The sequence below is a fragment of the Rhizobium sp. 01T417 genome (assembly GCF_056398905.1).
This window is the reverse complement of sequence record NZ_JBFTQH010000008.1, coordinates 1-25,023: the sequence shown is the minus strand read 5'-3', so window position 1 is coordinate 25,023 and position 25,023 is coordinate 1. Positions and strand designations below refer to the sequence as shown.

The 25,023-nt window shown below is 56.8% G+C and carries 23 protein-coding genes and 1 pseudogene; 10 read left to right on the top strand and 14 right to left on the bottom strand.

Going from position 1 to position 25,023, the window contains the following annotated elements:
- The first annotated feature begins 367 nt into the window (after positions 1-367).
- The gene (locus AC1DPR_RS10835) at positions 368-862 is read left to right on the top strand and encodes a sigma-70 family RNA polymerase sigma factor (protein WP_477816265.1); all 495 of its coding nucleotides are present in this window, start codon (positions 368-370) and stop codon (positions 860-862) included.
- Between the two features lie 152 nt (positions 863-1,014).
- Here the strand turns inward: AC1DPR_RS10835 and AC1DPR_RS10830 are convergent, their stop codons facing one another.
- Positions 1,015-1,290, bottom strand: a complete 276-nt coding sequence (locus AC1DPR_RS10830) for a hypothetical protein (protein ID WP_477816264.1) — start codon at positions 1,288-1,290, stop codon at positions 1,015-1,017.
- A gap of 182 nt (positions 1,291-1,472) precedes the next feature.
- Between AC1DPR_RS10830 and glgX the strand changes: the two genes are divergently transcribed.
- Positions 1,473-3,548, top strand: a complete 2,076-nt coding sequence (gene glgX / locus AC1DPR_RS10825; protein ID WP_477816263.1) for a glycogen debranching protein GlgX — start codon at positions 1,473-1,475, stop codon at positions 3,546-3,548.
- Positions 3,549-3,605: 57 nt separating this feature from the next.
- On the opposite strand, the gene AC1DPR_RS10820 is transcribed toward glgX, so the two are convergent.
- Positions 3,606-3,770, bottom strand: a complete 165-nt coding sequence (locus AC1DPR_RS10820; RefSeq protein ID WP_169683798.1) for a hypothetical protein — start codon at positions 3,768-3,770, stop codon at positions 3,606-3,608.
- A gap of 121 nt (positions 3,771-3,891) precedes the next feature.
- Positions 3,892-4,950 (bottom strand): YihY/virulence factor BrkB family protein, encoded by a 1,059-nt coding sequence (locus AC1DPR_RS10815; RefSeq protein WP_477816262.1) that lies wholly within the window; start codon positions 4,948-4,950, stop codon positions 3,892-3,894.
- 301 nt (positions 4,951-5,251) lie between these two features.
- On the opposite strand from AC1DPR_RS10815, the gene AC1DPR_RS10810 reads away from it, so the two are divergent.
- Together AC1DPR_RS10810 and AC1DPR_RS10805 are read left to right on the top strand one after the other, a co-directional pair.
- Positions 5,252-5,644, top strand: coding sequence for a response regulator (locus tag AC1DPR_RS10810; protein WP_477816261.1), 393 nt, complete (start codon positions 5,252-5,254; stop codon positions 5,642-5,644).
- Between the two features lie 129 nt (positions 5,645-5,773).
- Positions 5,774-6,523, top strand: a complete 750-nt coding sequence (locus AC1DPR_RS10805) for a Crp/Fnr family transcriptional regulator (protein ID WP_477816260.1) — start codon at positions 5,774-5,776, stop codon at positions 6,521-6,523.
- A 147-nt stretch (positions 6,524-6,670) separates the two neighbouring features.
- Here the strand turns inward: AC1DPR_RS10805 and AC1DPR_RS10800 are convergent, their stop codons facing one another.
- Entirely contained in the window at positions 6,671-7,030 is a 360-nt protein-coding gene (locus tag AC1DPR_RS10800; protein ID WP_477816259.1) for a response regulator, read from the bottom strand.
- A gap of 244 nt (positions 7,031-7,274) precedes the next feature.
- Between AC1DPR_RS10800 and AC1DPR_RS10795 the strand changes: the two genes are divergently transcribed.
- Positions 7,275-7,991, top strand: coding sequence for a Crp/Fnr family transcriptional regulator (locus AC1DPR_RS10795; RefSeq protein ID WP_477816258.1), 717 nt, complete (start codon positions 7,275-7,277; stop codon positions 7,989-7,991).
- Positions 7,992-8,018: 27 nt separating this feature from the next.
- Here the strand turns inward: AC1DPR_RS10795 and AC1DPR_RS10790 are convergent, their stop codons facing one another.
- On the bottom strand, positions 8,019-8,657 hold the full coding sequence (locus AC1DPR_RS10790) for a Crp/Fnr family transcriptional regulator (RefSeq protein ID WP_477816398.1): 639 nt from the start codon (positions 8,655-8,657) through the stop codon (positions 8,019-8,021).
- Here AC1DPR_RS10790 and AC1DPR_RS10785 point away from each other — a divergent pair.
- Together AC1DPR_RS10785 and AC1DPR_RS10780 are read left to right on the top strand one after the other, a co-directional pair.
- Positions 8,586-8,741 (top strand): hypothetical protein, encoded by a 156-nt coding sequence (locus AC1DPR_RS10785; protein WP_018116785.1) that lies wholly within the window; start codon positions 8,586-8,588, stop codon positions 8,739-8,741. The genes AC1DPR_RS10790 and AC1DPR_RS10785 overlap by 72 nt on opposite strands.
- A gap of 359 nt (positions 8,742-9,100) precedes the next feature.
- Positions 9,101-9,520: a CBS domain-containing protein gene (locus AC1DPR_RS10780; protein WP_477816257.1), complete on the top strand. Its 420-nt coding sequence runs from the start codon at positions 9,101-9,103 to the stop codon at positions 9,518-9,520.
- 756 nt (positions 9,521-10,276) lie between these two features.
- On the opposite strand, the gene AC1DPR_RS10775 is transcribed toward AC1DPR_RS10780, so the two are convergent.
- The 3 genes from AC1DPR_RS10775 to AC1DPR_RS10765 form a co-directional block, all read right to left on the bottom strand.
- Positions 10,277-11,962: a response regulator gene (locus AC1DPR_RS10775; RefSeq protein WP_477816256.1), complete on the bottom strand. Its 1,686-nt coding sequence runs from the start codon at positions 11,960-11,962 to the stop codon at positions 10,277-10,279.
- A gap of 11 nt (positions 11,963-11,973) precedes the next feature.
- Positions 11,974-18,195, bottom strand: coding sequence for a HAMP domain-containing protein (locus AC1DPR_RS10770; RefSeq protein ID WP_477816397.1), 6,222 nt, complete (start codon positions 18,193-18,195; stop codon positions 11,974-11,976).
- A 233-nt stretch (positions 18,196-18,428) separates the two neighbouring features.
- On the bottom strand, positions 18,429-18,644 hold the full coding sequence (locus tag AC1DPR_RS10765) for a hypothetical protein (protein WP_477816255.1): 216 nt from the start codon (positions 18,642-18,644) through the stop codon (positions 18,429-18,431).
- 512 nt (positions 18,645-19,156) lie between these two features.
- Between AC1DPR_RS10765 and AC1DPR_RS10760 the strand changes: the two genes are divergently transcribed.
- Positions 19,157-19,483, top strand: coding sequence for a hypothetical protein (locus AC1DPR_RS10760; protein ID WP_477816254.1), 327 nt, complete (start codon positions 19,157-19,159; stop codon positions 19,481-19,483).
- Between the two features lie 399 nt (positions 19,484-19,882).
- Positions 19,883-20,031 (top strand): annotated as a pseudogene (locus AC1DPR_RS10755) (DUF892 family protein); the annotation flags it as partial.
- Between the two features lie 98 nt (positions 20,032-20,129).
- Here AC1DPR_RS10755 and AC1DPR_RS10750 read toward each other — a convergent pair.
- On the bottom strand, positions 20,130-20,363 hold the full coding sequence (locus AC1DPR_RS10750; RefSeq protein WP_477816253.1) for a hypothetical protein: 234 nt from the start codon (positions 20,361-20,363) through the stop codon (positions 20,130-20,132).
- A gap of 737 nt (positions 20,364-21,100) precedes the next feature.
- On the opposite strand from AC1DPR_RS10750, the gene AC1DPR_RS10745 reads away from it, so the two are divergent.
- A complete protein-coding gene (locus tag AC1DPR_RS10745; protein WP_477816252.1) occupies positions 21,101-22,141 on the top strand; it encodes a fatty acid desaturase in 1,041 nt (346 codons plus the stop codon).
- A gap of 444 nt (positions 22,142-22,585) precedes the next feature.
- Here AC1DPR_RS10745 and AC1DPR_RS10740 read toward each other — a convergent pair whose 3' ends face one another.
- The 5 genes from AC1DPR_RS10740 to AC1DPR_RS10720 all read right to left on the bottom strand — a co-directional run bounded on the left by AC1DPR_RS10740 (position 22,586) and on the right by AC1DPR_RS10720 (position 24,130).
- Positions 22,586-22,879: a YkgJ family cysteine cluster protein gene (locus AC1DPR_RS10740; RefSeq protein ID WP_083929924.1), complete on the bottom strand. Its 294-nt coding sequence runs from the start codon at positions 22,877-22,879 to the stop codon at positions 22,586-22,588.
- Between the two features lie 35 nt (positions 22,880-22,914).
- A complete protein-coding gene (locus AC1DPR_RS10735; RefSeq protein ID WP_477816251.1) occupies positions 22,915-23,199 on the bottom strand; it encodes a hypothetical protein in 285 nt (94 codons plus the stop codon).
- Between the two features lie 220 nt (positions 23,200-23,419).
- Positions 23,420-23,611 carry a hypothetical protein gene (locus tag AC1DPR_RS10730; protein WP_018859776.1) on the bottom strand — a complete coding sequence of 64 codons (192 nt, stop codon included), beginning with the start codon at positions 23,609-23,611 and terminating at the stop codon, positions 23,420-23,422.
- Positions 23,612-23,650: 39 nt separating this feature from the next.
- Positions 23,651-23,821, bottom strand: a complete 171-nt coding sequence (locus tag AC1DPR_RS10725; protein ID WP_198011841.1) for a hypothetical protein — start codon at positions 23,819-23,821, stop codon at positions 23,651-23,653.
- 99 nt (positions 23,822-23,920) lie between these two features.
- Complete coding sequence (locus AC1DPR_RS10720; protein ID WP_018116770.1) at positions 23,921-24,130, bottom strand: cold-shock protein; 210 nt, start codon at positions 24,128-24,130, stop codon at positions 23,921-23,923.
- Positions 24,131-25,023 lie beyond the last annotated feature (893 nt).

Here is a 25,023-nt window from a genome sequence, read left to right as displayed (position 1 = left end):
CATGTCGGTGGAACCGATGACCGCAATGAGTGTTGCACTTTGGAGCGCGTGCCGTGTCAACCGGACGCGACAGGGATGGTGAACATGCTGATTTTTCCGGTTTCTCACCATGGCCAACGAATTGGCAGGGGAGCACCCTACCTGTCCGGCAGCGCGCTTGCCATAGCATGATCGACGGAGGGTATCCCGTCAGATCGGCGCTAGGCGTTCCCCGGGTTGCTTGCGCGCGTCTCAACTCTCCCTGTTTGCCTTTCACTCGTAGCTTTTCCGAGCCTCATTATTGTACGGTACTGGACCCTTTTCCAGGTTTCCGGAACAGATTGGTTGCCCCACCATTTTTCTGCGGAACAATGACGGAGCCAGTCAAGTGGAAACCCAATTAGTTGACCTTCTTCCCGCCCTCAATGCGTTTGCCTTGAAACTCGCGAAGAATTCCGATGATGCGGATGACCTGGTCCAGCAGACCGTTACGAAGGCGCTTGCACACCGGAACCATTTCGAGCCCGGCACGAACCTCAAGTCCTGGACTTTCACCATATTGAAAAATGCGTTCCTCAGCCAAACCCGCTCCTCGCAGCGCAGTCCACTTGGAATAGACGAAGACGCGGCATTGTCCGATGTTCCCGTATCATCATCGCAGGAATGGACAATGCATTACAGGGACGTCGAAAAGGCAATCGACAATCTCTCGCCCCTTTATCGGGAGGCGCTCATGCTGGTCGCGTCCGGCGCTTCCTACGAAGAAACTGCCCACAGGTTGCATTGCGAGATCGGCACCGTCAAAAGCCGTGTCGGTCGTGCCCGATCGCGACTGTTAAGCTCGCTTGGCGCAGTCAGTTACGACGAAGCACTGGCAATTTGACGAAGGACACAATGCCCACACTGGGGATCAAGACGCTTTGCCTTGGCCGCGCAAAGGAAACGACCCCATGAACGATAGCCTATTTTACCTTCTCGGTCCCTGTTGGACTTGTCACGCCCGTTGGTCCGCTGCCGCCCCCACTCGGCGAGGGACTACGGTCGATAGTTGTCGGCGCTACGGCCGGCGGTACGTTTGATGGCGGCTCTTTCATTTGACGCTTTCGTCGAGGCGGTAGTCGCGGGATCCGTCCTGACGGCAGGCGGCCAGACGAGGTAGCTGAGCAGAGCCACCATGAACACTGCCAGGCCGACAATTCCCGCTCCCCAGATAAGCCAACGCCGCGTCGTGTCCTGTCGAATTGCATCCTCGTCTTGATAGCGTCGATCGGTTTCGTACTTTTTGACGTTCTTGTCGTCACCAGTGCTCATGGATGGGTCCTCCTGCGCCCCAACCGCGTTTGCCTGAAATGGTTCCAACTGCCGTTCGAGATGTCTCAATACTACTTTGGCAGCAAAACTGCCGGATGGTCCGCACCCGTGTTCTTGAACAGCCCGGAACCTAAAGAAGCCTCACGTGTTCTCATCTCCAGTCTTCTCCTCAAGGAAATGCCATGCGCCGACCCCCTTCCCGCATCCAGGCCGGTGATTATACGATCCTCGGCGCCACTCCTGACCAGGACGGTACGAACTTCGCACTCTTCAGCGCTCATGCCGAACGCGTGGAGCTATGCCTTTTTTCCGATGATGGAAGACAAGAAATCGAACGAATTGAGCTTCCCGAGTACACCAACGAGATCTGGCATGGATATATTCCCGGTCTCAAGGCCGGGTCGCTCTACGGCTACCGCGTTGATGGACCGTATGAGCCCGAAAACGGGCATCGGTTCAATGCGAACAAGCTGCTGGTTGATCCGTACGCCCGGGAGCTTGTTGGCGAAATCAACTGGGGCCAGGCCCAGTTTGCCTATCAGATGGAGGACCCTGAAAAGGACCTGGCATTCGATGACACCGACAGCGCGGCGGCCATGCCGAAATGCCGCGTCGTTGATGCGAAAGCCTATGACTGGAAGGGGGATGCCAAGCCTTCGATCCCCTGGTCATCGACCATCTTCTATGAGTGTCATGTCAAAGGGTTTACGCAATTGCACCCGGCAGTCCCCCGCAATCTTCGGGGAACCTTTGAGGGCCTCGCGGACAAGGACATTATCGCCTACGTCAAGAGCCTTGGCATTACCTCCATCGAACTCTTGCCAATTCACTGGTTTCCCGACGATGCGCATCTCCTCGATAAGGGTTTGAGGAATTTCTGGGGCTACAACACCCTTGGTTTTTTTGCACCGGCCTCGCGCTACTACGGCCCTGACGCCATGGCCGGCTTTCGCGACATGGTCAGGGCCTTCCATGACGCCGGCATCGAGGTGATCCTGGATGTCGTGTACAATCATACAGCCGAGGGCAATGAGCTTGGCCCCACGCTCTCGTTCAAGGGGATCGACAATTTCTCTTATTATCGGACGTTGCCGGGCGGGCCTCGCTACTACATCAACGATACCGGTACCGGAAACACGATCAACACGTCGCATCCCCGAGTGCTGCAAATGGTGACGGACTCCCTTCGCTACTGGGCTGAGACCATGCACATCGACGGGTTCCGCTTTGATCTCGGCACCATTTTAGGACGCGAGCCGAAAGGCTTCGACCAGCGTAGCGGGTTCTTCGATGCAATCGGCCAGGACCCGGTGCTTTCAAAGGTGAAACTCGTGGGCGAGCCATGGGACATAGGACCAGGTGGTTATCAAGTCGGTGGCTTTCCACCCGGATGGGCTGAATGGAACGATAAATATCGAGATACGCTTCGCAGTTACTGGCGGGACGAAGACGGGATGACGCAAGACTTCGCCGCCCGTGTGCTCGGTTCCGGCGATATCTACGATCTGCGCGGGCGCAGGCCATGGGCTGGCATCAACTTCATCACGGCGCATGATGGCTTCACGCTCAACGACCTCGTCTCCTATAATGAAAAGCATAATGAAGCGAACGGCGAAGACAACCAGGACGGCCACAACGACAATCAAAGTTTCAATTATGGCGTGGAAGGTCCAACAGGTGATGAAGCGATCAACATTGTGCGCGATCGGCAGAAACGAAACTTTCTGACGACTCTCTTCTTGTCCCATGGGACACCCCTGCTGCTGGCTGGCGATGAGTTCGGCCGGAGCCAGATGGGCAACAATAATGGATACTGCCAGGATAGCGAGGTGAGCTGGGTGCACTGGGATAACCTTCCAGCCGGTGCCGAGGAACTACGGGAATTTTCGACGCGGCTGATCAAGCTGCGCCGTGAGCACCCGATCTTCAGGCGAGACAACTGGCGCGACGGCATGGATGTCACCTGGTTCAATCCAGTCGGCGGAGTGCAGACCGAGGAACATTGGTCCGATCCTGGAAGCACGACCATTGGCCTGAGGCTATCGCAATCCGATTATTCCGACGAAGGATGGAATGACGTCCTTCTTCTGTTCAATCCTCACGACGGTGACGTGGACTTCAAGCTTCCCGCGGATAAGGACTGGATAACAGTCCTGACAACAACCGATCCCGATGCCCGTGAAGAAACGATTGAAGCCGACGAATACCGCCTCTCCCCGCGAAGCGTCGTTGTTTTGAGATCCGGCACCCCCGCGTGAGGCGAGAAGTCGGCGCAGAAAGACAGAACGCTAAACTAACCGTTTTTGGCCAAGTGGCTATTGCCGAAATCGATCGGGGCGTCGCCGTGTACCCTTTTTCAGCGCTGCAAGGTTTCGTCGCTCTTCGAGAAAATAGTCGAGATACCCGACCAAGGCGTAGGTGAGGTATCGAGCGCTCGCAACGAGCACTATTATCAATGTGGTGACGATAGCAAACGTCATCGTGATCTCCTATGCGGATGACAAAACCACCAGCGTTGCCGAAGGTTTCAGGCAATCGTCACTGTTTCTTGATGTCGCGGGAATCTTGCTATTTCAGTCGTGGCCCGCCGGTTCAGACAAATCACTCATCGGCCGTCTTTCCCAGCGTATCTGCAACATAGGCACCGCGGGCTCCCATAGGCAACGCGGCGCCGGTCGTCGTATCCCTCGCGGTTTGATGCTCCAGTTCTGCATTCAATTCGCCGCCTACGATCAATATGACAAACGACAGCCAGGTCCAGACAAGGAAACCCATCAGCGCCCCCAAAGTACCATAGGTTGCGTTGTAGTTGGCGAAATGGTCGAGATAGAACGAGAAGCCGGTTGACATTAAAAACCAGGCCAGCGTCACGAGAGCGGCCCCCCAGGTCATCCACCGAAGCTTTGCCGGTTCGCGACTTGGTCCGAACCGGTATACGGCAGTTGTTGCGATCGCCGCAATCAGGAGGAGGAAAGGCCAGCGCAGCAAAAGGACCAGATTTTCCTTGAATTGATCGAGCCACAGATAGGACAACAAGACGGGCATCACCGCGACCAGTCCAATCATCAAGGTTGCAGCAAGCATTGCGCAAAGCGTGAAACAGAGGCCAAGCACGTTCAGCCTGATCAGACCGCGCTTTTCCGTTTCCTCATAAGCGATATTCATTGCGTCGAAAATGGCAAGCGTGGCGCTGTGAGTGCTCCATACCGCGACTGCCAGGCCGACAAAGAATGTCAGCCCCAGCGTGCTGCTTCTCGCTTCAACGAGGCTCCTGATCCGATCGGCGATGAGGTCGAACGCGCCTGGCGGCAACAATGCCGAGAGTTCGCGCAAGTGATCAGCCATTGTCGCCGGGTCTGCAACCAAACCATAGATGGCAACAAGGGCGGCGAGCGCGGGAAAAAGCGCCAGGAGGAGATAGAAGGTCACGCCGGCCGCGATGAGTGTCACGCGGTCATCAAGAACCTCATGAACCACGCGCCAAAAGACGTCGCGGAGGCCTTTCATTGGTATGGCCTCTGGAACCTTGGCGCGTCTACCCCTCCCATGATCTTCTGCAGCGGTTTGTACGGCGCCGTTCGCCGCGCTTCGCGCAGTGGTGAGCAGGCCGAAAAGAGCCATCGACAGAATGAGCAGTGTCGTTGTGCTTGAAGATTTCATGGCAGACGCCTCGGGGCCTTTGCGAGTATTGCCACTCGATAACGCACTTACCCGGAAAAGGATGCAGTGAACCGGAAAGTCGAGGCCCGACACTTCACAGGCACTGCCGCCGCAAGTGCCAGTTAGAAGGGCGGAACAAAAGATCGCCTCCATTGTTTGGATTCGCTCAACCAAGAAGTGAGTGGACCAACTCACAGAAATCGACTTTATGGAGAGGAAATGGTTTACGGGCCGGCCGCATCTCGGCAGGGACCGGACACTATCTAGAGTCTAAAGGCAAGAATGACTCGTGAGGGAAATCGTGGCCAAAAAGGACCTAAATAACCATGGCTTGTCGCTCAACCTGTTCGCCGGCAAAAGAATCTTGGTCGTTGAAGTGGATTACTTTGTGGCGGACGAAGCTCGGCGGCTCCTGGAGGCAGCTGGCGCGAGGATCACGGGGGCGAGCGTCCCGTTTGCTATCAACATGATTGACCCTGAGGCAACCGACGCCGCCATCCTTGATATCAGGTTGGACGTGGAAGCAGCTTTTCTGATTGCGGATCGGTTGTACAGCTTCAGAATTCCATTCGTGTTTGCGACCTCACACGTTGACGCCAGCGTCAAGGATAGCTTCGGCGGTTTTCACCTTTGCGAAGACGTCCATGCATTGGGTGATATTGCGCTCGCTCTATTTTCCACAAAGCACCATTAAGCCCCGGACGAGACCCACTCTCGCGGATGATCGGAACTTTTAGGGCACGAACCTGTTTCACCTGATCCGTCGTCTTCCAAGGCACTCGTCATCGCGCACTTAAGGCGGGATGGCGCCGGAGGCTCCGTCATGACTGGAAACCGCAGCAGTAACAGGCTTATTAACAGTCTTTCCGATCACGACTATGATCTGATCTCGACGGGCCTCGAGGAAGTCGATCTTCCCCAAGGCTTCCACCTCGCCACGGCCGGGCAGTCATTCAACCATGTCTATTTTCCCTGCAATGGCATTGCTTCGGTCATTGCAGTGTCTCCCAAGGGCCGGCGGGCAGAGGCAGGAATGGTGGGGCGGGAAGGGTTTACGCCCATAGGAGGGCTTGTAAGGCCAAGTGAGGGCCCATTCGATATTGTCATCCAGGTCGCGGGGCATGGCCTGCGGCTGAAGCTCACGGCGTTGCACGGTCCTGTCAACAGCAGTTTGGCGCTGAGGGACCTTTTGCTTCGTTATCTCGTGGCGTTCAACCATCAAGTTGCTTTTACCGCACTTTCCAATGCATCCCATACGATCGATGTTCGGCTGGCGCGATGGATATTGATGTCGCAGGATCGGATGCAAAGCTCCCAGATCGCCCTGACGCACGACTATCTTTCTCTGATGCTCGCCGTACGAAGGCCCTCGGTCACAATTGCGCTGCACATGTTGGAAGGGCAACGTCTTATTCGATCAGAGCGCGCTTTGGTTGTGGTGCGGGATAGAAGCGGTCTTGAAGACTATGCAGGGGACGCATATGGCGCTCCCGAGCGAGAGTACCGTCGATTGATGGACATAGACCAGGTCAAAACCACACCAAGGGTCGGTGCTGTGGCGCCGCTGATCTAGAGTACGAAATGACGGGCAGCGTGCATGTAGATCGCACGCGATTGCGATTCCTTTCATCACCTGCAACAGCGCCAACGCCCCTGGCAATTCGGATATAGGTCTGCTTAAATCCACTGTGTCCGTCATTCTTTAAAAACAAGAATTCTACTATCGAATCCGGTCATAGCGGGTGGCATGCCTGAGGGCCGCACGTGCGATGGCGGCAGAGTCCTGTTCTTCGCTTAATGGCTTCATGATCACTTCGCTGGATCCAGGCCGGCTCTCAAACCTTCCGGCCTCGGTTACATAGATGACCTCCAGTCGGAACCTGTCGATGAGCTTGCGCCCCAGAGACGCTCCGTCCGTCCGTCGGCAAGCAAGGTCGACCAGTGCGATATCTGCCGTGCCGCATAGGCGAGAGCCTGCTCCATTGTCAGCAGCGGACCGACGCTTGATGCCCCGCCGCCTCGGCAACGACAGGAGGTCCTTGGCAAGGATGTGATCGTCTTCAACGATCATGATGTTCATCTTTTTCATTCCTCCCCAACCATATGTAGATCACTGGTCACTTCGCGTCAGCGGTCGACACCGTAGACGTGCCGCAAAAGCGCTGGAGGGCTGTATTCATTAAGCAGACTGCCCCTTTCAATCGTTAGGCCTGGCGCGCCTTTCAATCACCAATAGGGAACTTTGCATGTCCTTTCCCGGTTAGCACATCAGGCGGAGGCGCCAGACTGGTGCGATCATTCCTGCCGGACGGAAAGGAAAGGCCATGATTTCGCCAGCTCAGTCCTCGGTGACAAACAAGCTGCTGAACATCCTGCCTGAAAGCGACTACGGCCAAATTGCGCAAGATCTTGAATTCCTCAAGCTTTCGCGGGGTACTGTCGTTGCCCATGCAGGGCAGCCTATCGATTACATCTATTTTCTCACGTCAGGTATCGGATCGATTATCGCGTCGACGCCCGAGGGCAACCGGGCCGAAGCAGGAATATTCGGCTCCGATGGCTATGTTCCAACCTCTGCCGTGGCGAGTACGGAAAACAGCCCCCACGAAGTGGTGATACTTCTCGATTCGGAGGGCTATCGCATGGATTATGGGCGTTTTCGCGGATGGATGGACCAAAACCGGAATTTTTCCAAAGTGATGATCCGTTCGATTGAGGCCTTCTCGGTCCAACTGACCTACACCGCCATTTCAAACGCAATCCACGACGTTACCGAGCGACTGGCACGCTGGATTCTAATGTGCCATGACCGTGTGCCGGGCGATGAAATTGGGCTTACGCATGAATTTATCTCCCTGATGCTCTCGGTTCGACGGCCGAGCGTCACCACATCATTACACATCCTCGAGGGCAACGGCTTCATCAAGTCGGAGCGGAGCAATATTATCATGCGCAACCGACCCGCAATGGAGGAATTCGCCCACGACGCTTATGGCAAGCCGGAAGAGGAATATCGCCGGTTGATGAAAAACCTGTTCTGAACGGAGAGCAAAGACGCAAGCGCCTGATCAGAGATCGCCGATCAGGCGTCGGTATTCGTCTTCTGGCTTGCCGTAGGCATTTCCTGCAAACTCTTCCATTCCACGCCTGTCCCGGATCATGATCCGTCCGCGCTCGGATCGGATAAATCTTTTGCCCTCGAGTACATGGAGGGCAGTTGTCACGCTTGGTCGCCTGACAGAGAGCATCAAAGAGATAAAGTCGTGGGTCAGAGCGATTTCATCGCCGTCAACGCGGTCATGCGACATGAGTAGCCAGCGCGCCAATCGCACGTCAATCTGGTAATTTGCGTTCGACAGGGCAGTGAACGAGATCTGCGATGCAAACGTCTGGATAAAGCGCGCCAGAAGATTGGCGAAGGCAGGATTTTGAGAAATCGCCTGCAGTGCCGCATCCAATGTCATTCGATATCCGTATCCTTCTACCTGCATCAACACCTCGTGGACGCTGATCGTGCCCCCGACACCTGCCGACGTCGGCGAAAAGCCCTCGCGTCCAAACATCCCCGCTTCAGCTCTTTGGCGGCCTGAGGACACTGTAATGACTGAGCCGATCCCCCTGCAGAGGAAGTAGACATGCTCGATGAGAGTCTCGGCCTTAACAATGACGAAGCCCTGACGAAGATGAACTGGCTCAAGGGATGGCACGATGGCGCGGAACTCCTCTTCAGGAAGGCGGGCCAGGAGCCGATTTTGCATGGTGGATCGATCAGCGACGGACATTGGACTTAGAATGAGAGGGAACACGAACGACAGGATCGTCGCTGCACGATTCAGCTTCGCCTGGGTATTGCCGGCTGTATAACATCCTGTTGTTGCCTATGTTTTTGCGTACGCTGGCAGACCGTCGACAGGCAGACACGGCTCAGACAGGCAGGCTTGGCGCCGGGTCCTTGGTTTTGAACCGGCTTGCGCAAGGAAGGTTTGCCGAGCGATGCGCGGCGACAAAAGCATATGGGCTTTGAGGCATCTCACCAAATCCAGTTGGCATCGGAGCGACGCGTCGTCTTGCGAGGCAGTTTTGCTGGCGTGCCAAAGGGAACAACCTTCAAGATCGGAGGTTGTCTCAGTCGAGCACGGAGGAAAAACCGATGAAAGTACGAGAAGTGATGACCACAAAAATCGTCACAGCCGACCCCGGCGCTGCGATCCGCCGTGTCGCGCAGCTGATGTCGGAAGTCGATACCGGGATAATCCCGATCATTGACGGAGACGCCATTGGTGTCGTGACCGACCGAGACATCGTCATACGGGCTGTGGCCGAGGGAATATCCTGTGATCAACCCGTTTCCAGTATCATGACGTCTGGAATAGAGGGCTGTCTAGAGGAGGATGATCTCCTGGAAGCGGCCGGACGGATGTCGGAGCTTCAGATGCGTCGGCTTGTCGTGTTCGATGCAGCCGGAACCGTTTCCGGGATTCTTTCCCTTGGCGACATCGCAGTCCGACAGGAGGAAATAGCCGGTGTCGCATTGGAGGAAATATCTGATGACACTCAACGTCGGGACTAGGCCTGAGTTTCAGTGAGAAGCGCCTTCCTGACAGTGCTCTTGCGATTTACGAAGCGGACCGTGTCCAGGCAAGTTACAGGGGAGTTCAATGCAGGGTTCAACGAACAGAGACGGTTGGTTGCCAGTCGACGAAGAGGACCTTCAGACGGCAAATCCTCCCTCGCGGGCTCGGTTTGAAAAGACGGGACGCGAACAAGCTCTCCTTTTTGCTCAGGAGGAAATTGCGCGGTTGCGGCGTGAGATCGACGAGGTCGCACATGCCGTGGACAACATGGCGACCACGGTTTCGACGCCCCGCAGGCCAGTGATCCGGCTCGCCCCCCTAATCCTTTTGACCTCGATCGCAGCCCTTTGTTCCAGGAACAGATAAGGTCAGCCGGCCGGGCCAACGGGAATTGATCTTTGCCCATCCCTTACCGGTAGTCGTCGCAGCATGTCCGAACGAAACACATGAACTCTGCCGGTTGCCAGGCTCCGCCGAAATCGCGAAGTGAAACCCGCAATTCACTTTTTTCTAAGAGTTGGCTGTCAAACAGAGATCGCGTGATTTGTCTGGCGTTCGCGCCCAAAGGTTTTTCTATGACGCTCAAGCCCGCTCTTATCGGTGTCTGGTTAATGGCTGGTGTCTTGTCGATACTCGTCGCTATCAATCCATTTGGGCGTCATGACATTGACGCGTCCATAACCGCGTCAATTCCCGACCGGTAGATCGGTTGACGCCGGACTGAGCGACGCGTTTGTCCTGCCGAGCGACTATCAATGGCGGTTCGACTGCACGGTCGACACTTGGGGAGTTTTTGCCTGCTGGAGGGCTTCCTTCAGCTGGGCCTGCGAGAACGGTTTGGTCAGTCTGATCAGTTCAGTTAGCTCCTGATCGTCGGGCAACTCAGCATAGCCGGATGCCAGTATGATCGGAAGCGACGAGAAGGAGTCGAGTATAATTCGGGAAAGCTCGGCGCCGGTCATGCCGGGCATGGAATGGTCGGTAATCACAATATCAAAACGCTTTTCTTCCCCAAGAAGCTGCAAGGCCTGCGATGCCGAGGTCACTTCAACGGCGATGTGACCGAGGTCCTCAAGCATCGCCACGGTTCCCATACTGACCAATGGATCGTCGTCAACCACAAGGACAGTAAGCTCTCCTGTCACCGGCGGGGCATCGGAGGCATCGTCAACACGCCCAGCCGCCACCGGATCGCTCGACGTGCCGGCAACCGGTAACCAGACACTGACGGATGTCCCCGCCCCCGCTCTGCTGGCGAGCTCAAGCGCCCCACCGGATTGGGCGGCAAGACCCTGGACCATCGATAGTCCGAGACCAGTGCCTTTTCCCGGCCCCTTCGTCGTGAAAAACGGCTCAGTTGCCCGCGCAAGCGTTGGTTCGTCCATTCCAGGGCCATCGTCCGTGACGCGGATACGCACGTAGCGACCATCGCTTAGTGATCCCGGATGATCGGCAGCATCTACCTGGAGGATGATTGAGCCCGCCCCATCCATTGCGTCGCGGGCGTTGACGAAAAGGTTCAAAAGAGCAAGTTCGAGCTGGTTGGCATCGACAAGCATGCTTGGCAGGTCCGGGGCGACCTCCAGTTTGATGTCAATGCCCTGGCCCACGGCCTTGACGAGGAGATCTTCAATGTTGGCAAACAGCTGTTCGAAATTGACAGTGGTCGGCTTCAATTCCTGACGCCTGGCAAAGGCAAGCAGGCGCTGGGTCAGGGCCGAACCACGTTCGGCAGCCTGGATGGCATTGCCGAGCAGTCGCTCGCTGCGATTGTCCTCGGGCAAGCGCTTCTTCAAGAGGCTCAGACTTCCAAGGATTGCCATCAGGAGGTTGTTGAAATCATGTGCCACACCGCCGGTCAGCTGACCGATCGTGTCGATCTTTTGAGCTTCGAACAATTGCGCGAGAGCCTCCTCACGCTCGCGTGTCCTTTGTTCGATGCGGTGCTCCAGCTCCTCATTCAACCGGCGCAGTTGCTCCGATGAGGCCTCGAGTTCGGCGGTGCGCTGGCTGACCCTTAGTTCCAACTCGCTGTTCAGCCTCTCGAGCTCCTTGGTCTTGCGATAAAGGTCGGTAAAGACCCGCACCTTGGCCCGCAGGACGTCGGGCACGATTGGAACGGAGACGTAGTCGACAGCACCTGCAGCGTATCCTCGCAGCCGATCAGGCTCGGTCATCATGACCGCCGAAACAAAAATGATCGCGGTGTTCTGGTAGCGCGGATGTTCGCGGATCATGCTGACAAGCTCGAAGCCGTCCTGTTCGGGCATGCACACATCGGCAAGAATGACCGCTATATCGTTGCGAAGAAGATGCTCAAGTGCTTCCCTGGCGGACTGAGCTTTGATCAGGTTTTCACCGAGGTCCTTAAGGATGACCTCGTAGCTCAATAGCTTCGCCGGCTGATCGTCCACGAGAAGGATGTTCAATCGTTCCAATCCCGCCTCCCTCACCTATGCAGCCACATGCGCAAAGCAGACAGCAATTGCTCGGTATTGACCGGCTTTGCCAGGTAGTCGGAGGCGCCGGCCTCCAGGCATTTTTCGCGATCGCCCTTCATCGCCTTTGCGGTCAGCGCCAGGATCGGCAGCCTCTGAAAGCCCGGCTTGGCACGTATCGCCATCATTGTTTCGTAACCGTCCATGCCAGGCATCATGATGTCCATCAAAACAATGGCAACCGAAGCCCCCCTTTCCAGAATCTCGATCGCCTCGCTTCCGGTGGTTGCTGTCAGAACCTTCATGCCCCGGCGCTCGAGAACACTGCTGAGAGCAAAGATGTTCCGTGCGTCGTCATCAACAAGCAGTACCGTCTCGCCAACCAGACTTTCGTCTGAACTATGGAGCTCCTGGAGCATTCTTTGCTTTTCGCTCGGCAAGTCAGCGACGACGCGGTGCAGGAAGAGCGCCGTTTCGTCCAACAGCCGTTCGGGCGATTCAACGCCCTTGACGACGACGCTGCGCGCCATGCTGTGCAAACGGCTGTCGTCGTCGGGAGACAGTTCCCGACCGGTAAAGACAACCACGGGAACTTCGGCGATATCGCCATCGGCGTGCATCTTCTCGAGGACGTCAAAACCGGACATGTCGGGCAGGGTGAGATCGAGAACGACACAATCGGCCGGATCACGCTTCAGGGAAGCCAGGGCGTCGCCGCCTGACCCGACACTTTCAATCTCGATATCGTCATGACCAAGGAGCGCCGCCACGCTTGCGCGCTCGGCCTCGTTATCGTCGACGACGAGCAGTCGCCGACGCCGTGACTGCGCATAGGTTTTCAGCCGCGACAAGGCCTCGCCAAGCCCCTCCGACGTGGCCGGCTTTTTGAGGAATGCAAAGGCACCCCGTGTCAACCCATGCTGCCTGTCGTCGTCGAGACTGACAATCTGAACCGGGATGTGCCGCGTTTTAACGTTCTGCTTAAGCTGGCTGAGAACACTCCAGCCGAGCATGTCAGGCAGGAAAATATCGAGCGACATTGCCGTCGGCTGATATTCCTGCGCCAACGCCAGCGCTTCACTGCCACGCTGGGCGACGATAACCTTGAAGCCACGATCGTGGGCAAGATCCATCAGGATACGCGAGTAGTGGGGATCGTCTTCGACCACGAGGAGTACCAGATCGCTGGCCGCGACTTCTTCGCGATCGTCCAGCAAGCGTTCAGCCGGTTTGTCGCCCCGTCTGACGGCCGCGACCTCGGCAAGCTGCACGACATTGGTCTCTTCGGCCACTACCCTTGCCGTCGTTGAACCGGCATAGGTGAGCGGCAGGAAAAGGGTGAATGCACTGCCTGCTCCCGGATTGCTGCGAAGCTGAATTTCTCCTCCAAGCAAATTTGCGAGCTCACGGCTGATGGCAAGTCCAAGGCCCGTACCACCGTACTTACGGCTCGTCGACGCATCGGCCTGCTGGAATGCCTCAAAGATGATGCGCTGCTTTTCGAGTGCAATGCCAATGCCGGTATCCGTCACCTCAAATGCGATTACCGATGCCGCGGCTTTCAGGGATGGGTGGTCTGGCGACCAGCCATTTTCGACCATGGCGACTTTCAGTGTCACCCCGCCCTCGGCAGTGAATTTGAACGCGTTCGACAAGAGGTTCTTCAGGATCTGCTGCAGCCGCTTGGCGTCCGTCATGATGCGGTCGGAAACGTTTGCCTCAATCTCCACGGCGAAAGAAAGTCCTCGATTGTCGGCTTCGTGCCCGAAGGGTCGCGCCATGGCTTCCAGAAGGCTGCTGATCCTTATCTCTTCCGCATCGACCGATACTGTTCCCGACTCGATCTTGGATAGATCGAGAATATCGCTGATCAGGTTCAAAAGGTCGGTACCGGCAGCATGGATCGTTTTTGCAAACTCGACCTGTTTGCCCGAAAGGTTGCCTTCCGGATTGTCACCGAGCTGCTGGCCGAGGATCAGGATGGAGTTGAGAGGTGTCCGCAACTCGTGCGACATGTTGGCGAGAAACTCGGACTTGTATTTCGATGTCAGGGCAAGTTCCGTGGCCTTTTCCTCAAGCGCCCGGCGTGCCTGCTCGATCTCCTGGTTCTTGCCTTCTACCTCGACGTTTCGCTCCTCGAGTTGCTGTGCCTTCTGCTCGAGCTGCTCGTTTGTCTGCTGCAATTCGCGTTGCTGCGTCTGAAGTTCTCCCGCCAGCTGCTGCGATTGCTTGAGCAAGCCCTCCGTCTGCATCGTCGCCTCAATGGAGTTGAGGACAATACCGATCGAGGTCGTCAATTGATCCAGGAACGACAGTTGCAGCTCGCTGAAGGTCCCGGCCGAGGCCAGTTCAATGACGGCTTTGACCTGACCCTCGAAATGAACCGGAAGGACCACGGCGCTGCGTGGCAATGTTGAAAATACACCCGAACTGATCGGAACGACGTTGCTTGGCAAATCGGTGATGACGATCGCCCTTGCATCACTGGCGCATTGCCCGACGAGGCCCTGCCCGAATTCGAGCCGCTTCGGGTGTTCTGTCCCGAGGCCCTGCGCATAGACGGAAAGAAGCGACAAGACCGGACGATCTGTCTCTGCGTCGACCTGATAAATGACACCCTGATGTGCCCCGACCAGCGGCGCCAACTCCGAAAGCAGCATTTTGCCAACCAGAGTGAGGTCGCGCTGGCCCTGCAGCATGTTGGTGAAGCGTGCAAGGTTCGTCTTCAGCCAATCCTGCTCGGTATTGCGCTCGGTGGTGAGACGCAGGTTGTCGATCATCGTGTTGATATTGTCCTTGAGCTCGGCGACCTCGCCTCGCGCGTCGACCTTGATGGAACGCGTCAGATCACCCTTTGTCACCGCGGTGGCCACTTCTGCGATGGCGCGCACCTGTGTTGTCAGGTTGGCGGCAAGGAGGTTGACGTTGCCCGTCAGATCCTTCCATGTGCCGGCAGCGCCTGGAACATTCGCCTGGCCGCCAAGGCGGCCCTCGACGCCGACTTCGCGGGCAACACTCGTCACTTGATCGGCAAAGGTCGCAAGGGTGTTGGTCATATTGTTGATCGTTTCTGCCAGCGCGGCGACCTCGCCTTTTGAAGCCACGGTCAAATTCTGCTTGAGGTCGCCGTTTGCGACAGCCGTCACGACCTTGACGATGCCGCGGACCTGTTCGGTGAGATTGGCACCCATGACGTTGACGGTATCGGTGAGGTCCTTCCAGGTGCCAGCGACACCGGGCACCTGCGCCTGGCCGCCGAGCTTGCCTTCGGTCCCGACCTCGCGCGCCACACGCGTCACCTCGCCGGCAAACGCATTCAGCTGGTCCACCATGGTGTTGATGGTGTTCTTGAGTTCGAGGATTTCGCCCTTCACATCGACAGTGATCTTGCGAGACAGGTCGCCGCGGGCGACAGCAGTCGTCACTTCGGCGATGTTGCGGACCTGGGTGGTCAGGTTGGCTGCCAGAAGGTTGACGTTGTCGGTAAGGTCCTTCCAGGTTCCAGCAACACCTGGAACCACGGCCTGGCCGCCAAGACGGCCGTCCGTTCCGACCTCGCGCGCCACGCGTGTGACTTCGCCGGCAAAGGAGCGCAGCTGATCCACCATCGTGTTGAGTGTATCCTTGAGGAGCAGGATCTCGCCGCGAACATCGACGGTAATCTTGCGCGACAGATCACCGTTGGCGATCGCGGTTGCAACTTCGGCAATGTTGCGAACCTGGGCGGTCAAATTCCCGGCCATGGAGTTGACGCTGTCGGTAAGGTCCTTCCACGTGCCGGCGACACCCGAGACCTGGGCCTGTCCGCCGAGCTTGCCCTCGGTTCCGACTTCACGGGCGACACGCGTCACCTCTCCGGCGAAGGCGTTCAACTGGTCCACCATCGTGTTGATGGTGTTCTTGAGCTCCAGGATCTCACCCTTGACGTCGACGGTGATCTTGCGAGACAGGTCGCCTCTTGCGACCGCGGTCGTGACTTCTGCGATATTGCGCACCTGACCGGTCAGATTCGAGGCCATGAAGTTGACGTTCTCAGTCAGATCTTTCCAGGTTCCGGCGACACCTGGAACCTGCGCCTGTCCGCCAAGCTTTCCCTCTGTTCCGACTTCACGGGCGACACGCGTGACCTCCGAGGCGAAACGGTTCAGCTGATCGACCATTGTGTTGAGGGTTTCTTTAAGTTCAAGGATTTCCCCGGACACGGAAACGGTAATCTTCTTCGACAGGTCGCCATTGGCGATCGCTGTCGAGACCTCGGCGATATTGCGCACTTGCGCCGTCAGGTTGCCCGCCATGGAATTCACGCTGTCAGTCAGGTCTTTCCAGGTACCGGCAACGCCAAGCACATTGGCCTGGCCACCGAGCCTGCCTTCCGTCCCGACCTCGCGCGCAACGCGAGTGACTTCGCCGGCGAACCCGTTCAGCTGATCTACCATGGTATTCAAGGTTTCCTTCAGCTCGAGAATCTCGCCGGAAACCGGAACGGTGATTTTCTTCGATAGGTCGCCCTGGGCAACGGCGGTCGCCACCTCAGCGATATTGCGCACCTGGCCAGTGAGGTTCGACGCCATGGAGTTGACCGAATCTGTCAGATCCTTCCAGGTTCCTGCGACGTCGCGGACATTGGCCTGGCCCCCAAGCCGGCCTTCGGTACCAACCTCTCTTGCAACGCGGGTTACCTCTGAGGCAAACGCGTTAAGCTGGTCGACCATCGTGTTGATCGTTTCCTTGAGTTCGAGAATCTCTCCCTTGACGTCGACGGTGATCTTTTTTGACAGATCGCCATTGGCGATCGCGGTTGAAACCTCGGCGATGTTTCGGACCTGGGCTGTGAGATTTCCGGCCATCGAGTTGACGTTTTCGGTCAGATCCTTCCAGGTGCCAGCTGCACCGCGGACATTGGCCTGTCCGCCAAGGCGCCCTTCGGTTCCGACCTCACGCGCAACACGGGTTACTTCGGAGGCGAATGCGTTAAGCTGGTCGACCATCGTGTTGATGGTTTCCTTGAGTTCGAGAATTTCGCCCGAAACGGTGACCGTGATCTTTTTCGACAGGTCGCCGCTTGCGATCGCCGTCGAGACCTCGGCAATGTTTCTGACCTGAGCAGTCAGATTCGAGGCCATGGAATTGACGTTGTCGGTCAGATCCTTCCAGGTGCCGGCGACACCGGGCACCTGCGCCTGGCCGCCAAGACGGCCCTCGGTTCCCACTTCACGCGCGACGCGCGTGACTTCTCCGGCAAATCCGTTCAGCTGATCCACCATGGTGTTGATGGTTTCCTTCAGCTCGAGGATCTCACCCGACACGTCAACGGTGATCTTGCGCGAAAGATCTCCACGCGCCACAGCTGTGGTAACCTGGGCGATATTTCTGACCTGCGCAGTCAGGTTGCCGCACATTGCATTGACGCTGTCGGTCAGGTCCTTCCAGGTCCCGGCGACGCCCGGCACCAGGGCCTGCCCGCCAAGCTTGCCTTCGGTGCCGACCTCGCGTGCAACGCGGGTCACCTCGGAGGCAAAGGAACGCAGCTGATCGACCATGGTATTGATCGCTTCCTTCAGCTGCAGAATCTCGCCCCTGACGTCCACTGTGATCTTCTTTGAGAGATCGCCATTGGCGACAGCGATTGTGACGTCGGCAATGTTGCGCACCTGGGCCGTCAGGTTCGATGCCATGGAGTTGACGCTCTCGGTCAGATCCTTCCAGACGCCCGTTACCTCCGGCACTTGCGCCTGCCCGCCCAGCTTTCCATCAGTACCGACCTCGCGCGCCACACGCGTGACCTCGGATGTAAAGAGGCTCAACTGCTTGATCATCGTATTGACGATGTCGGCCGATCGAAGGAATTCGCCCTTGAGCGGACGGCCCTCGACGTCGAGCGGAACGGTCTGCAACAGGTCGCCTTTGGCGATGGCCGTTATCGTGCGGGTGACGGCAGTGGTTGGCCACAAAAGATCATCAATGAGGTGATTGATAGATCCTTCCATCGCAGCCCACGAGCCATCCGACAATCCAAGGCGCACGCGTGTGCTCGTCCTGCCTTCCCGCCCGACGACCTCGCCGACGTGATCCAGCTGTTGAGCCAGGCGTTGGTTGGCAGCGATGATGTCGTTGAGGGCATCGGCGATCTTGCCAGTCTTGCCGGTCAGATCCGGGCGCATGCGAACGGAAAAGTCACCTCGCCGGACCGACAGAAGGACATCGAGCAGCGCTGCGAAATCCTCCACCGCCAAGGGCGCGTCGTCCGGAAAAACATTATGGCTCACAGGATCGATTGCGTGCTTATGTTCACCTGAAGTGGTCACCACAGAGCCTCCCTCAAACCAGCGCGTAATTAGCGCGCTGGAAAGGAAATTCTATGTGCGCCATCAAACCGATAGGCTGCATCGGGGGCTAGGGAAGCGTATTTCCTGACCCGACGCCGCTGAGCGTACGCTATGGTACAAAGATTTCAGGGTGGAATTGATCAGAAAGCGCTCCTTCGCTGCTTCCATTCCCGATAGGGAAGCAGAAGCATCCCCGGGTAGCGCTTCTCGATTTCGCTTTCCGTCAGCGCAATTCTCGCCAGGACATCGTCGAGATCCCGTTGCTGAGGGTTCTCGCTTGCCTTTTCGAGCAGTTCCATGACAGCAAACAGTTCATCGTCGATCATCGCCCCAAGGCGACGGGCAAGGCGCGGCAAGGATTTTCTCTGACATAGGCCGTCCAACTCTCATGATCCGGGTTCAGACGCGCGGCAATGCCGCGCGCGTTTCTAGCTGGAGCCGAGCGCGGCCCAAACGACGATACAAAGGTAGAGGAAGAAGAACATGAGCCCCACACCAGCGATCAGAATGATCGCAAGCCGGCCAGCTCTTCGCTTGGTCTTTCTTTCGCCTGGCGAACTGGGCGGTCGCCTCGATTGGATTTCTTGAAACGTTCATCATCAGCTCTTGGCGGAAACGACTGGTTCGGGCCTAACCCGTGCGGCGGTCCAAAGTTCCGCTGATCTCGGGGTTGCGCCCGGATCGACGCCATTTTCCCGGCGGCGCCCCGATGCTGGACCCGGGAACAATAGCCACCGGCTGCGGTTTATCAGTCCACGACGTGATGTAAGGCATGGGCAGTCGCGGGCAATCGCGCAAGGACGATCGGGCGGAGGCCACGCCCGTCCAGGATCGCGGTTGCCAACCGCCCGCAACTTCGGAGGTTGGCATGATCTCAGGTGAGCAAGTAGGGGCAGCACGAGCGCTCTTGCGATGGCGCCCGGAGGATCTAGCTGAAGCTGCGGGAATTTCTGTCGCGATCGTCAATGGAATGGAAGCACAACAGGGTCTCCTTCCTGAGACCCCGTCGGTTCGGGCAATCGCCGATGCAATTGCTGCAGCAGGTGTCATGATGTTTGGCGAAGGATCCGTCGACGGGGGCCCCGGCGTGCGGCTCATGGTAAAGCCGTCAGCGACAATCGACGTCAACGTAACCCAGACTGTCCAGTACAAGGAATTCCTTGAAAACGATGCTCCTCCCGGTGTCGGCGGATGAGCTGGACTCTCCCGATGGGAACGGTACGCTGTCAGACCTCGCCGTTATTTTAGGGGTTGCTGATTGAGCTATAAGGCAAAGTCAGGGTGAATGGTGGCAACGTTTGGCGGAGGAGCCGACCATGTTGTTTGCCGACCTACTGGGCAAGTATGTGCTGGTGATGAGCAAGAATTGGTCGTGGGACCTTCTAGTGACCTGCGCGGGAGGGTTTCAAAGTCCTCGATGAGGCACACATCGACGCCGCGGTGCTCACGCTTGATGAGCTTTGAGCCGAATAGCGGCACATCTCGACTAGCGTTGAGGCGGCCTTGCAGCTGTGCCGCTCCTTGTGTTTCAGGAGTCTGAACTCGCGGATCGGCAGGCAGAAGTTGATTTCGATCAGCTTACCGCCTTCGACGTGCTGCAGCCGTCGAGCATTGCGAAATCGCTCGCTACAGTACTCTGATCGCATCGGCGGACCAGCTCGGTCTGAAGATGCCGTGCCATTTCTGCAATCACCTCTTGCCGAAGAAGAGGCCACTGACAAGAAGCTCATGCAGCCTGCTCAAGTCGGCAAGCAGCACGCAAAGGCCGTCCTCGGGCGGCCTTTGCGTTTGAAAGGAATGGCTGGTTCCAACGCTATTTGGTCGGGCTTGAACCGACGACGTTAGTGAATAGACGCGGAAGTCGGCGTGTTCACCTTCGTCGAACAGATCCCAACGTATGTTCCGATGAGGGCGGCCGCGATGGCGTCAACCGTCAGGTATCCGTCGTGATAAAGGTCGATCGCCGCGTTGCAGAGGACCTGGGATGCATGATTTTCAGCTGGCTCTGCATAGAAACGGTACCAAGCCTGGACAGCTTTCGACATCAATCGGAAGCCAGTATCCTGCTTTGCCATGAACATCTCCTTGCGCGGAAAGCAAGCTTCTGCACAACGGTGTCAATTTCGGCAGCTGTCCACCTTCCGCTACGAATTAAGTCACATTCCCTTACTGTTATTTGACCGCAACTATTATTTATCTCCCGATAATATTTCTGGCCGCTTCTATCAAACAATGCCAATTGGTGCTATTCAGGCGGCATCAAGCGCTGCGCCCGCAGAAAGATCCCATGACATACCGCCACTTCGCGACCGCGTCGTCCTCCGACGCGCCGAAGATGATAACCTGATACGAGGGCGGGATTTCCGATGCCGCATAGGAAAAATCTCAGGAAGGCGGTGATGTCACTAATCACGCCTCATGACAAAAACGGAAAGCCCGATTTCAATTGAGAGGATCGAACCAATGGCCAAAGGACAAATGCTAAGCAACCGCGAGGCGCGGAAGCCTAAACAGGAAAAGGCGCCGGTGAGGGTTGAGGCGACCTTCGCCAATCAGAAAAAGGACCCCACGAAAAGCAGCCCTGCAGGGCGGCAAGCACAAGAGATAAAGCCAAAAGGAAACGCGCGAAGCGGCCGCGCACCATTTATCAAGCGAGCGTCCCTACGACAACGTTCCGAACCTAAGGAGATCCAGCAGCGATGAACTCATTTCATCCAATCTATCGCTTCGACTACCCGCTTTTCCTCATCAAATCCGCCGTTTTGATAGCACTTGCCTTCTCTTCATTCATTGCCATTGGTGGAACTATTCTTTGACCGAGCCCCTCCACCGCGATCGAAGCCCACCCCTGTCCGATGAAAAGGCTTGGCTCAAAATCCTCGCCATGTATCGCCAGCCGCATCTCAGACGCAGCGTTTTCGAACTTGCAGTAACCGCCATTCCATTTGCGTTCTGCTGGGCTGGTGCCTTGGCGGCGGTTCACTACGGCTTCTGGGCCGGGCTGGTTCTGATTGTTCCCGCAGCCGCCTTTCTGCTTCGCTTGTTTATGATCCAGCACGATTGCGGCCACGGCTCCTTCTTTGCGCGTCGCCGCATCGACGACTGGACGGGCCGCGTGATCGGCGTCCTGACACTTACGCCCTATGATTACTGGCGCCGGGCGCATGCGGAGCATCATGCCTTGGCGGGAAATCTAGAGGGGCGCGGCATTGGCGATATAACAACGCTAACGGTATCGGAGTATGACCGCCGCTCCTGGATCGGTCGGCTCAGCTATCGCCTGTATAGGCATCCGGCAATCATGTTTGGCATCGGCCCCGCATGGCTGTTCCTGTTCAAGCAGCGGCTACCCTTCGGCATGATGCGATCCGGTTCCTTGCCTTGGATATCCACCATGGCGACAAATCTGGCGATCGCGCTCAGCTCCGCGATATTGATATGGGCAATCGGAATCCTGCCCTTCCTGCTAGTGCATTTGCCCGTCGCCCTACTGGCCGCAACCGCGGGCATCTGGCTCTTCTACGTGCAACACCAGTTTGAAGAAACCCATTGGTCGAGAGAACCGGAATGGCAATTTCCACATGCGGCCCTTCATGGTGCATCGCACTACGACCTGCCGTTGGCTCTTCGCTGGATCACGGGCAACATCGGTATCCATCACGTTCACCACCTGTCGAGTAGGGTCCCCTATTACAGGCTTCCGGAGGTGTTGAGAGACCACCCGGCATTGGCCGGTATTGGCCGCATCACCATGATGCAGAGCCTGCGCTGTGTAAAGCTGGTTTTGTGGGATGAGCACAGGCGACGCCTGATCTCATTTCGAGACGCCGCGCAGTTGCGTCAGCCACAGTAGTCTCGTTCGTCAAACAGCAATCTGGCGTTCGGAGCAGGTCAGCCGTCAGATTGTGGCACCGAAGGCTGACCCCCATTATATGAGCGTAAGCCTTTGATCTACAGATCAGAAAATTGAAATGTGGCGGGGTCAGGATTGGGGCCGAAGATGACCCTCCTATGGCCGACGTACGTTCGGCGAGGTTGTCACCTTTAAGCTGGAGCATGGTCGTGCAGGGGATGAAGACACAATCTGGGGTTCAAAAGGAGGATGTCGCCGAATGGCGAAGCGCCCGTTCCACCCGATAGCAGGGGTTACGCGCCTCCGGTTCCGTCGCGTGACCTGCGCTGCCCCTCGATACATCTCAAAAATGTAATGTATCGCGCCCTTGGTGCGCCCCGTCTCCCATTGCCCGGTGCACGTCTAAGCCTAATCGCGAAAAGAACCTTAGACCTGCCAGCTAATTTAGAAACCAAATTTAGCCCGCGCGGTCTGACAAGCATCATCACCAGGAACACAAGCTCGGCAAACATCCGGCCGAACTTCATAGACAAGGCATGCCGTGCTTATGCCTACTTCACCCGCCAGCGCGGAACATCGCGAGCCTTCGCAGCGCATCCCGCCTTGATCAGCTGCCACATAGTAGCCGGGGACCAAATCCAGATCGTCATCGGCTTCCGTGGTGAACCTGGGCCACTCGGACGAGTATGAGCAGCACGCTCCGCAGCTTTGGCAATCGACTTCGTCGATAAACGTCACGCTCGCCCTCGTCGCGCGAGGGAGATTTCCGTGCTTCACTTGTGCTTCAGAAGCCAAAGCTTGCCCGCCATGGTAATACCGTGAGGCGAATGCGCCGCACCATCGGATCGGTCGAGAGTGCGAAGGAGGTCAAGTTCCGTAAGCCGCTCCACCGTCGCCGTTGTGACCGACTTCACCTTGATTGGACGCTCTTTGAACCGGTCTGACCTTGCGTAGGTGATGGTAGCGTTAAGATGTGTCCAGGACTTGCCATCTTGGGAATGCAAATCGCCATCCTTCGCAAGCTTCAAGGCTCTAACGTGAGACGGCGTCAACTCCACCGAAATGGCTTGGGAATTTGCGCTGACTTTCTCTTTCGTACTCAGAAACGGTCTCCTTCAATTTCCTTGGCTCCCAGATTTTTGTAATTTCGCCCTTAGCTTTAGCGTGCCTAAACCGCAGCATGGAACCGGACATAAATCCGGCTCCTCTGTGCTTCCATCTCATCTCCATGCCAGTACATCCGTGGTCAGGGAGGCGAAAGGTTAGGCTGCCGGCGTTCTAAGGCTTCCTTTTTCTGGACGGCTCTACGACAGGCTGCGCCAGTCTGAGCGCTCGGAGCTTTTGCGTTTTCTTGTCGCGTTCCGCCACTTCGGCTTCGAGAATATTGCGAACCGTCGCATTCATCTGCGTTGCTTTCGCGTCGGCAGAAAGTTTGGCAGGGTTGAAAAACGCTTCTTTCGTGATGGTCATGATCTACCTCCCATTAAAGCTACCTTCTCCAGCAAGCGATCAAGCTTTGCGGGAATTTTTACGGCTACCGTCGGACTTGCCTTTGGCAGATGATGTCTTCGCATCGTACGATTGGCCGAAATTCGTTCCGCCAAGGTGACCGCCGCCACTGGTGTTCTTCACTTGACGGAGGGCCCGCTGGATTTGCTGGTCGGCATTTGTCTTTTTCATTCGATCACTATCTCTGAAAACGAGGAAAGGAAGGGAGTCCCGACTTTTGAAATGTTCGGTCGATGCCAGTACGTCCCTGGCAAAAGACCGATGGTTTCTTTAGGCGGCTTGGAGGTTTTCAGCGGCGCTCTTGCCCGAACGGGTATCCTCGACGACGTCGAAGCTGAGCTTCTGGCCTTCAGACAGGAAACTCATCCCTGAGCGCTCGACGGCGGAAATGTGAACGAAGATGTCCTTGCTGCCGTCCGTAGGCTGGATAAAGCCGAAGCCTTTAGTGGTGTTGAAAAACTTAACGATACCTGTGTTCATGACGATTATCCTTTTCAATCGCACGAATAGTTGCTGCCCGACGAGAGCCGTCGGCAGTCAATGATCGATGTCTGTAAGAAAAGGTTCGCCAGCTGCGTCATATAACGCAAAGCAAAGCTCAAAAAGCAAAAGTCGATGCCCTATATATAATGAGCAATACGTCGTATTCAAGACGAGAGACCCCGCCCCCAATTTCTCTGTGATGTTCGAAAGCCTTCGGCGGCTTCAAAGGAAAACGTAGACGTGCTTTTTGATGCCACGCTGCGACGAGATCACTGAATTTCCTTGAAGGAGCGCAATCCAGCTCCTCCCAAAGCCTATGCGGCGCAATTCGGCCAAGACGTAATTCGGGTGCCCTTGTACTTCTTCTGGTTTGGGGGCAGGCCAAATCCGGCGTCGAGAGTGTGACGGGCAATACCGGTATTTGCTTTTTCGCTCTGGCCGCTATCGGCGATCGTTCCAAGTGAGCCGCACGGTATTCATCCGCCAGCCAGCCCCAGGCCGTCGCTTCGATGTCGAGGGAAGTACAGTTGAGGGTCGGACGCGTTTCGCTCGGTTATCGTCTACGACGCCCCTGGCGATATGGCGCAGCATACTTTGACCCGCCGCCCGCATCTCGACCTGGAAGGTTGCGAGCGCCGCGATGAGTGAGAGGACGGCACCCGCAAACAACAAATCATCATCAAAAGTCTCGCTGAAAATTGACCGCGCTCAGTCGGCCGATCATCGAAAAGTTATTATCAGTCTAGGTGTGTAGTCCCTGAGTGTGATGGTGCATCATTGAACCTGAGTCGTCAGGAAGAGGATGCATTATGGGAAGTATTCTTCACGGCAGCGCCCGCACGACGCCGCGTCTTCGAGCCGAACTCCAAGCGTCGCAAGAAAGTACCCGG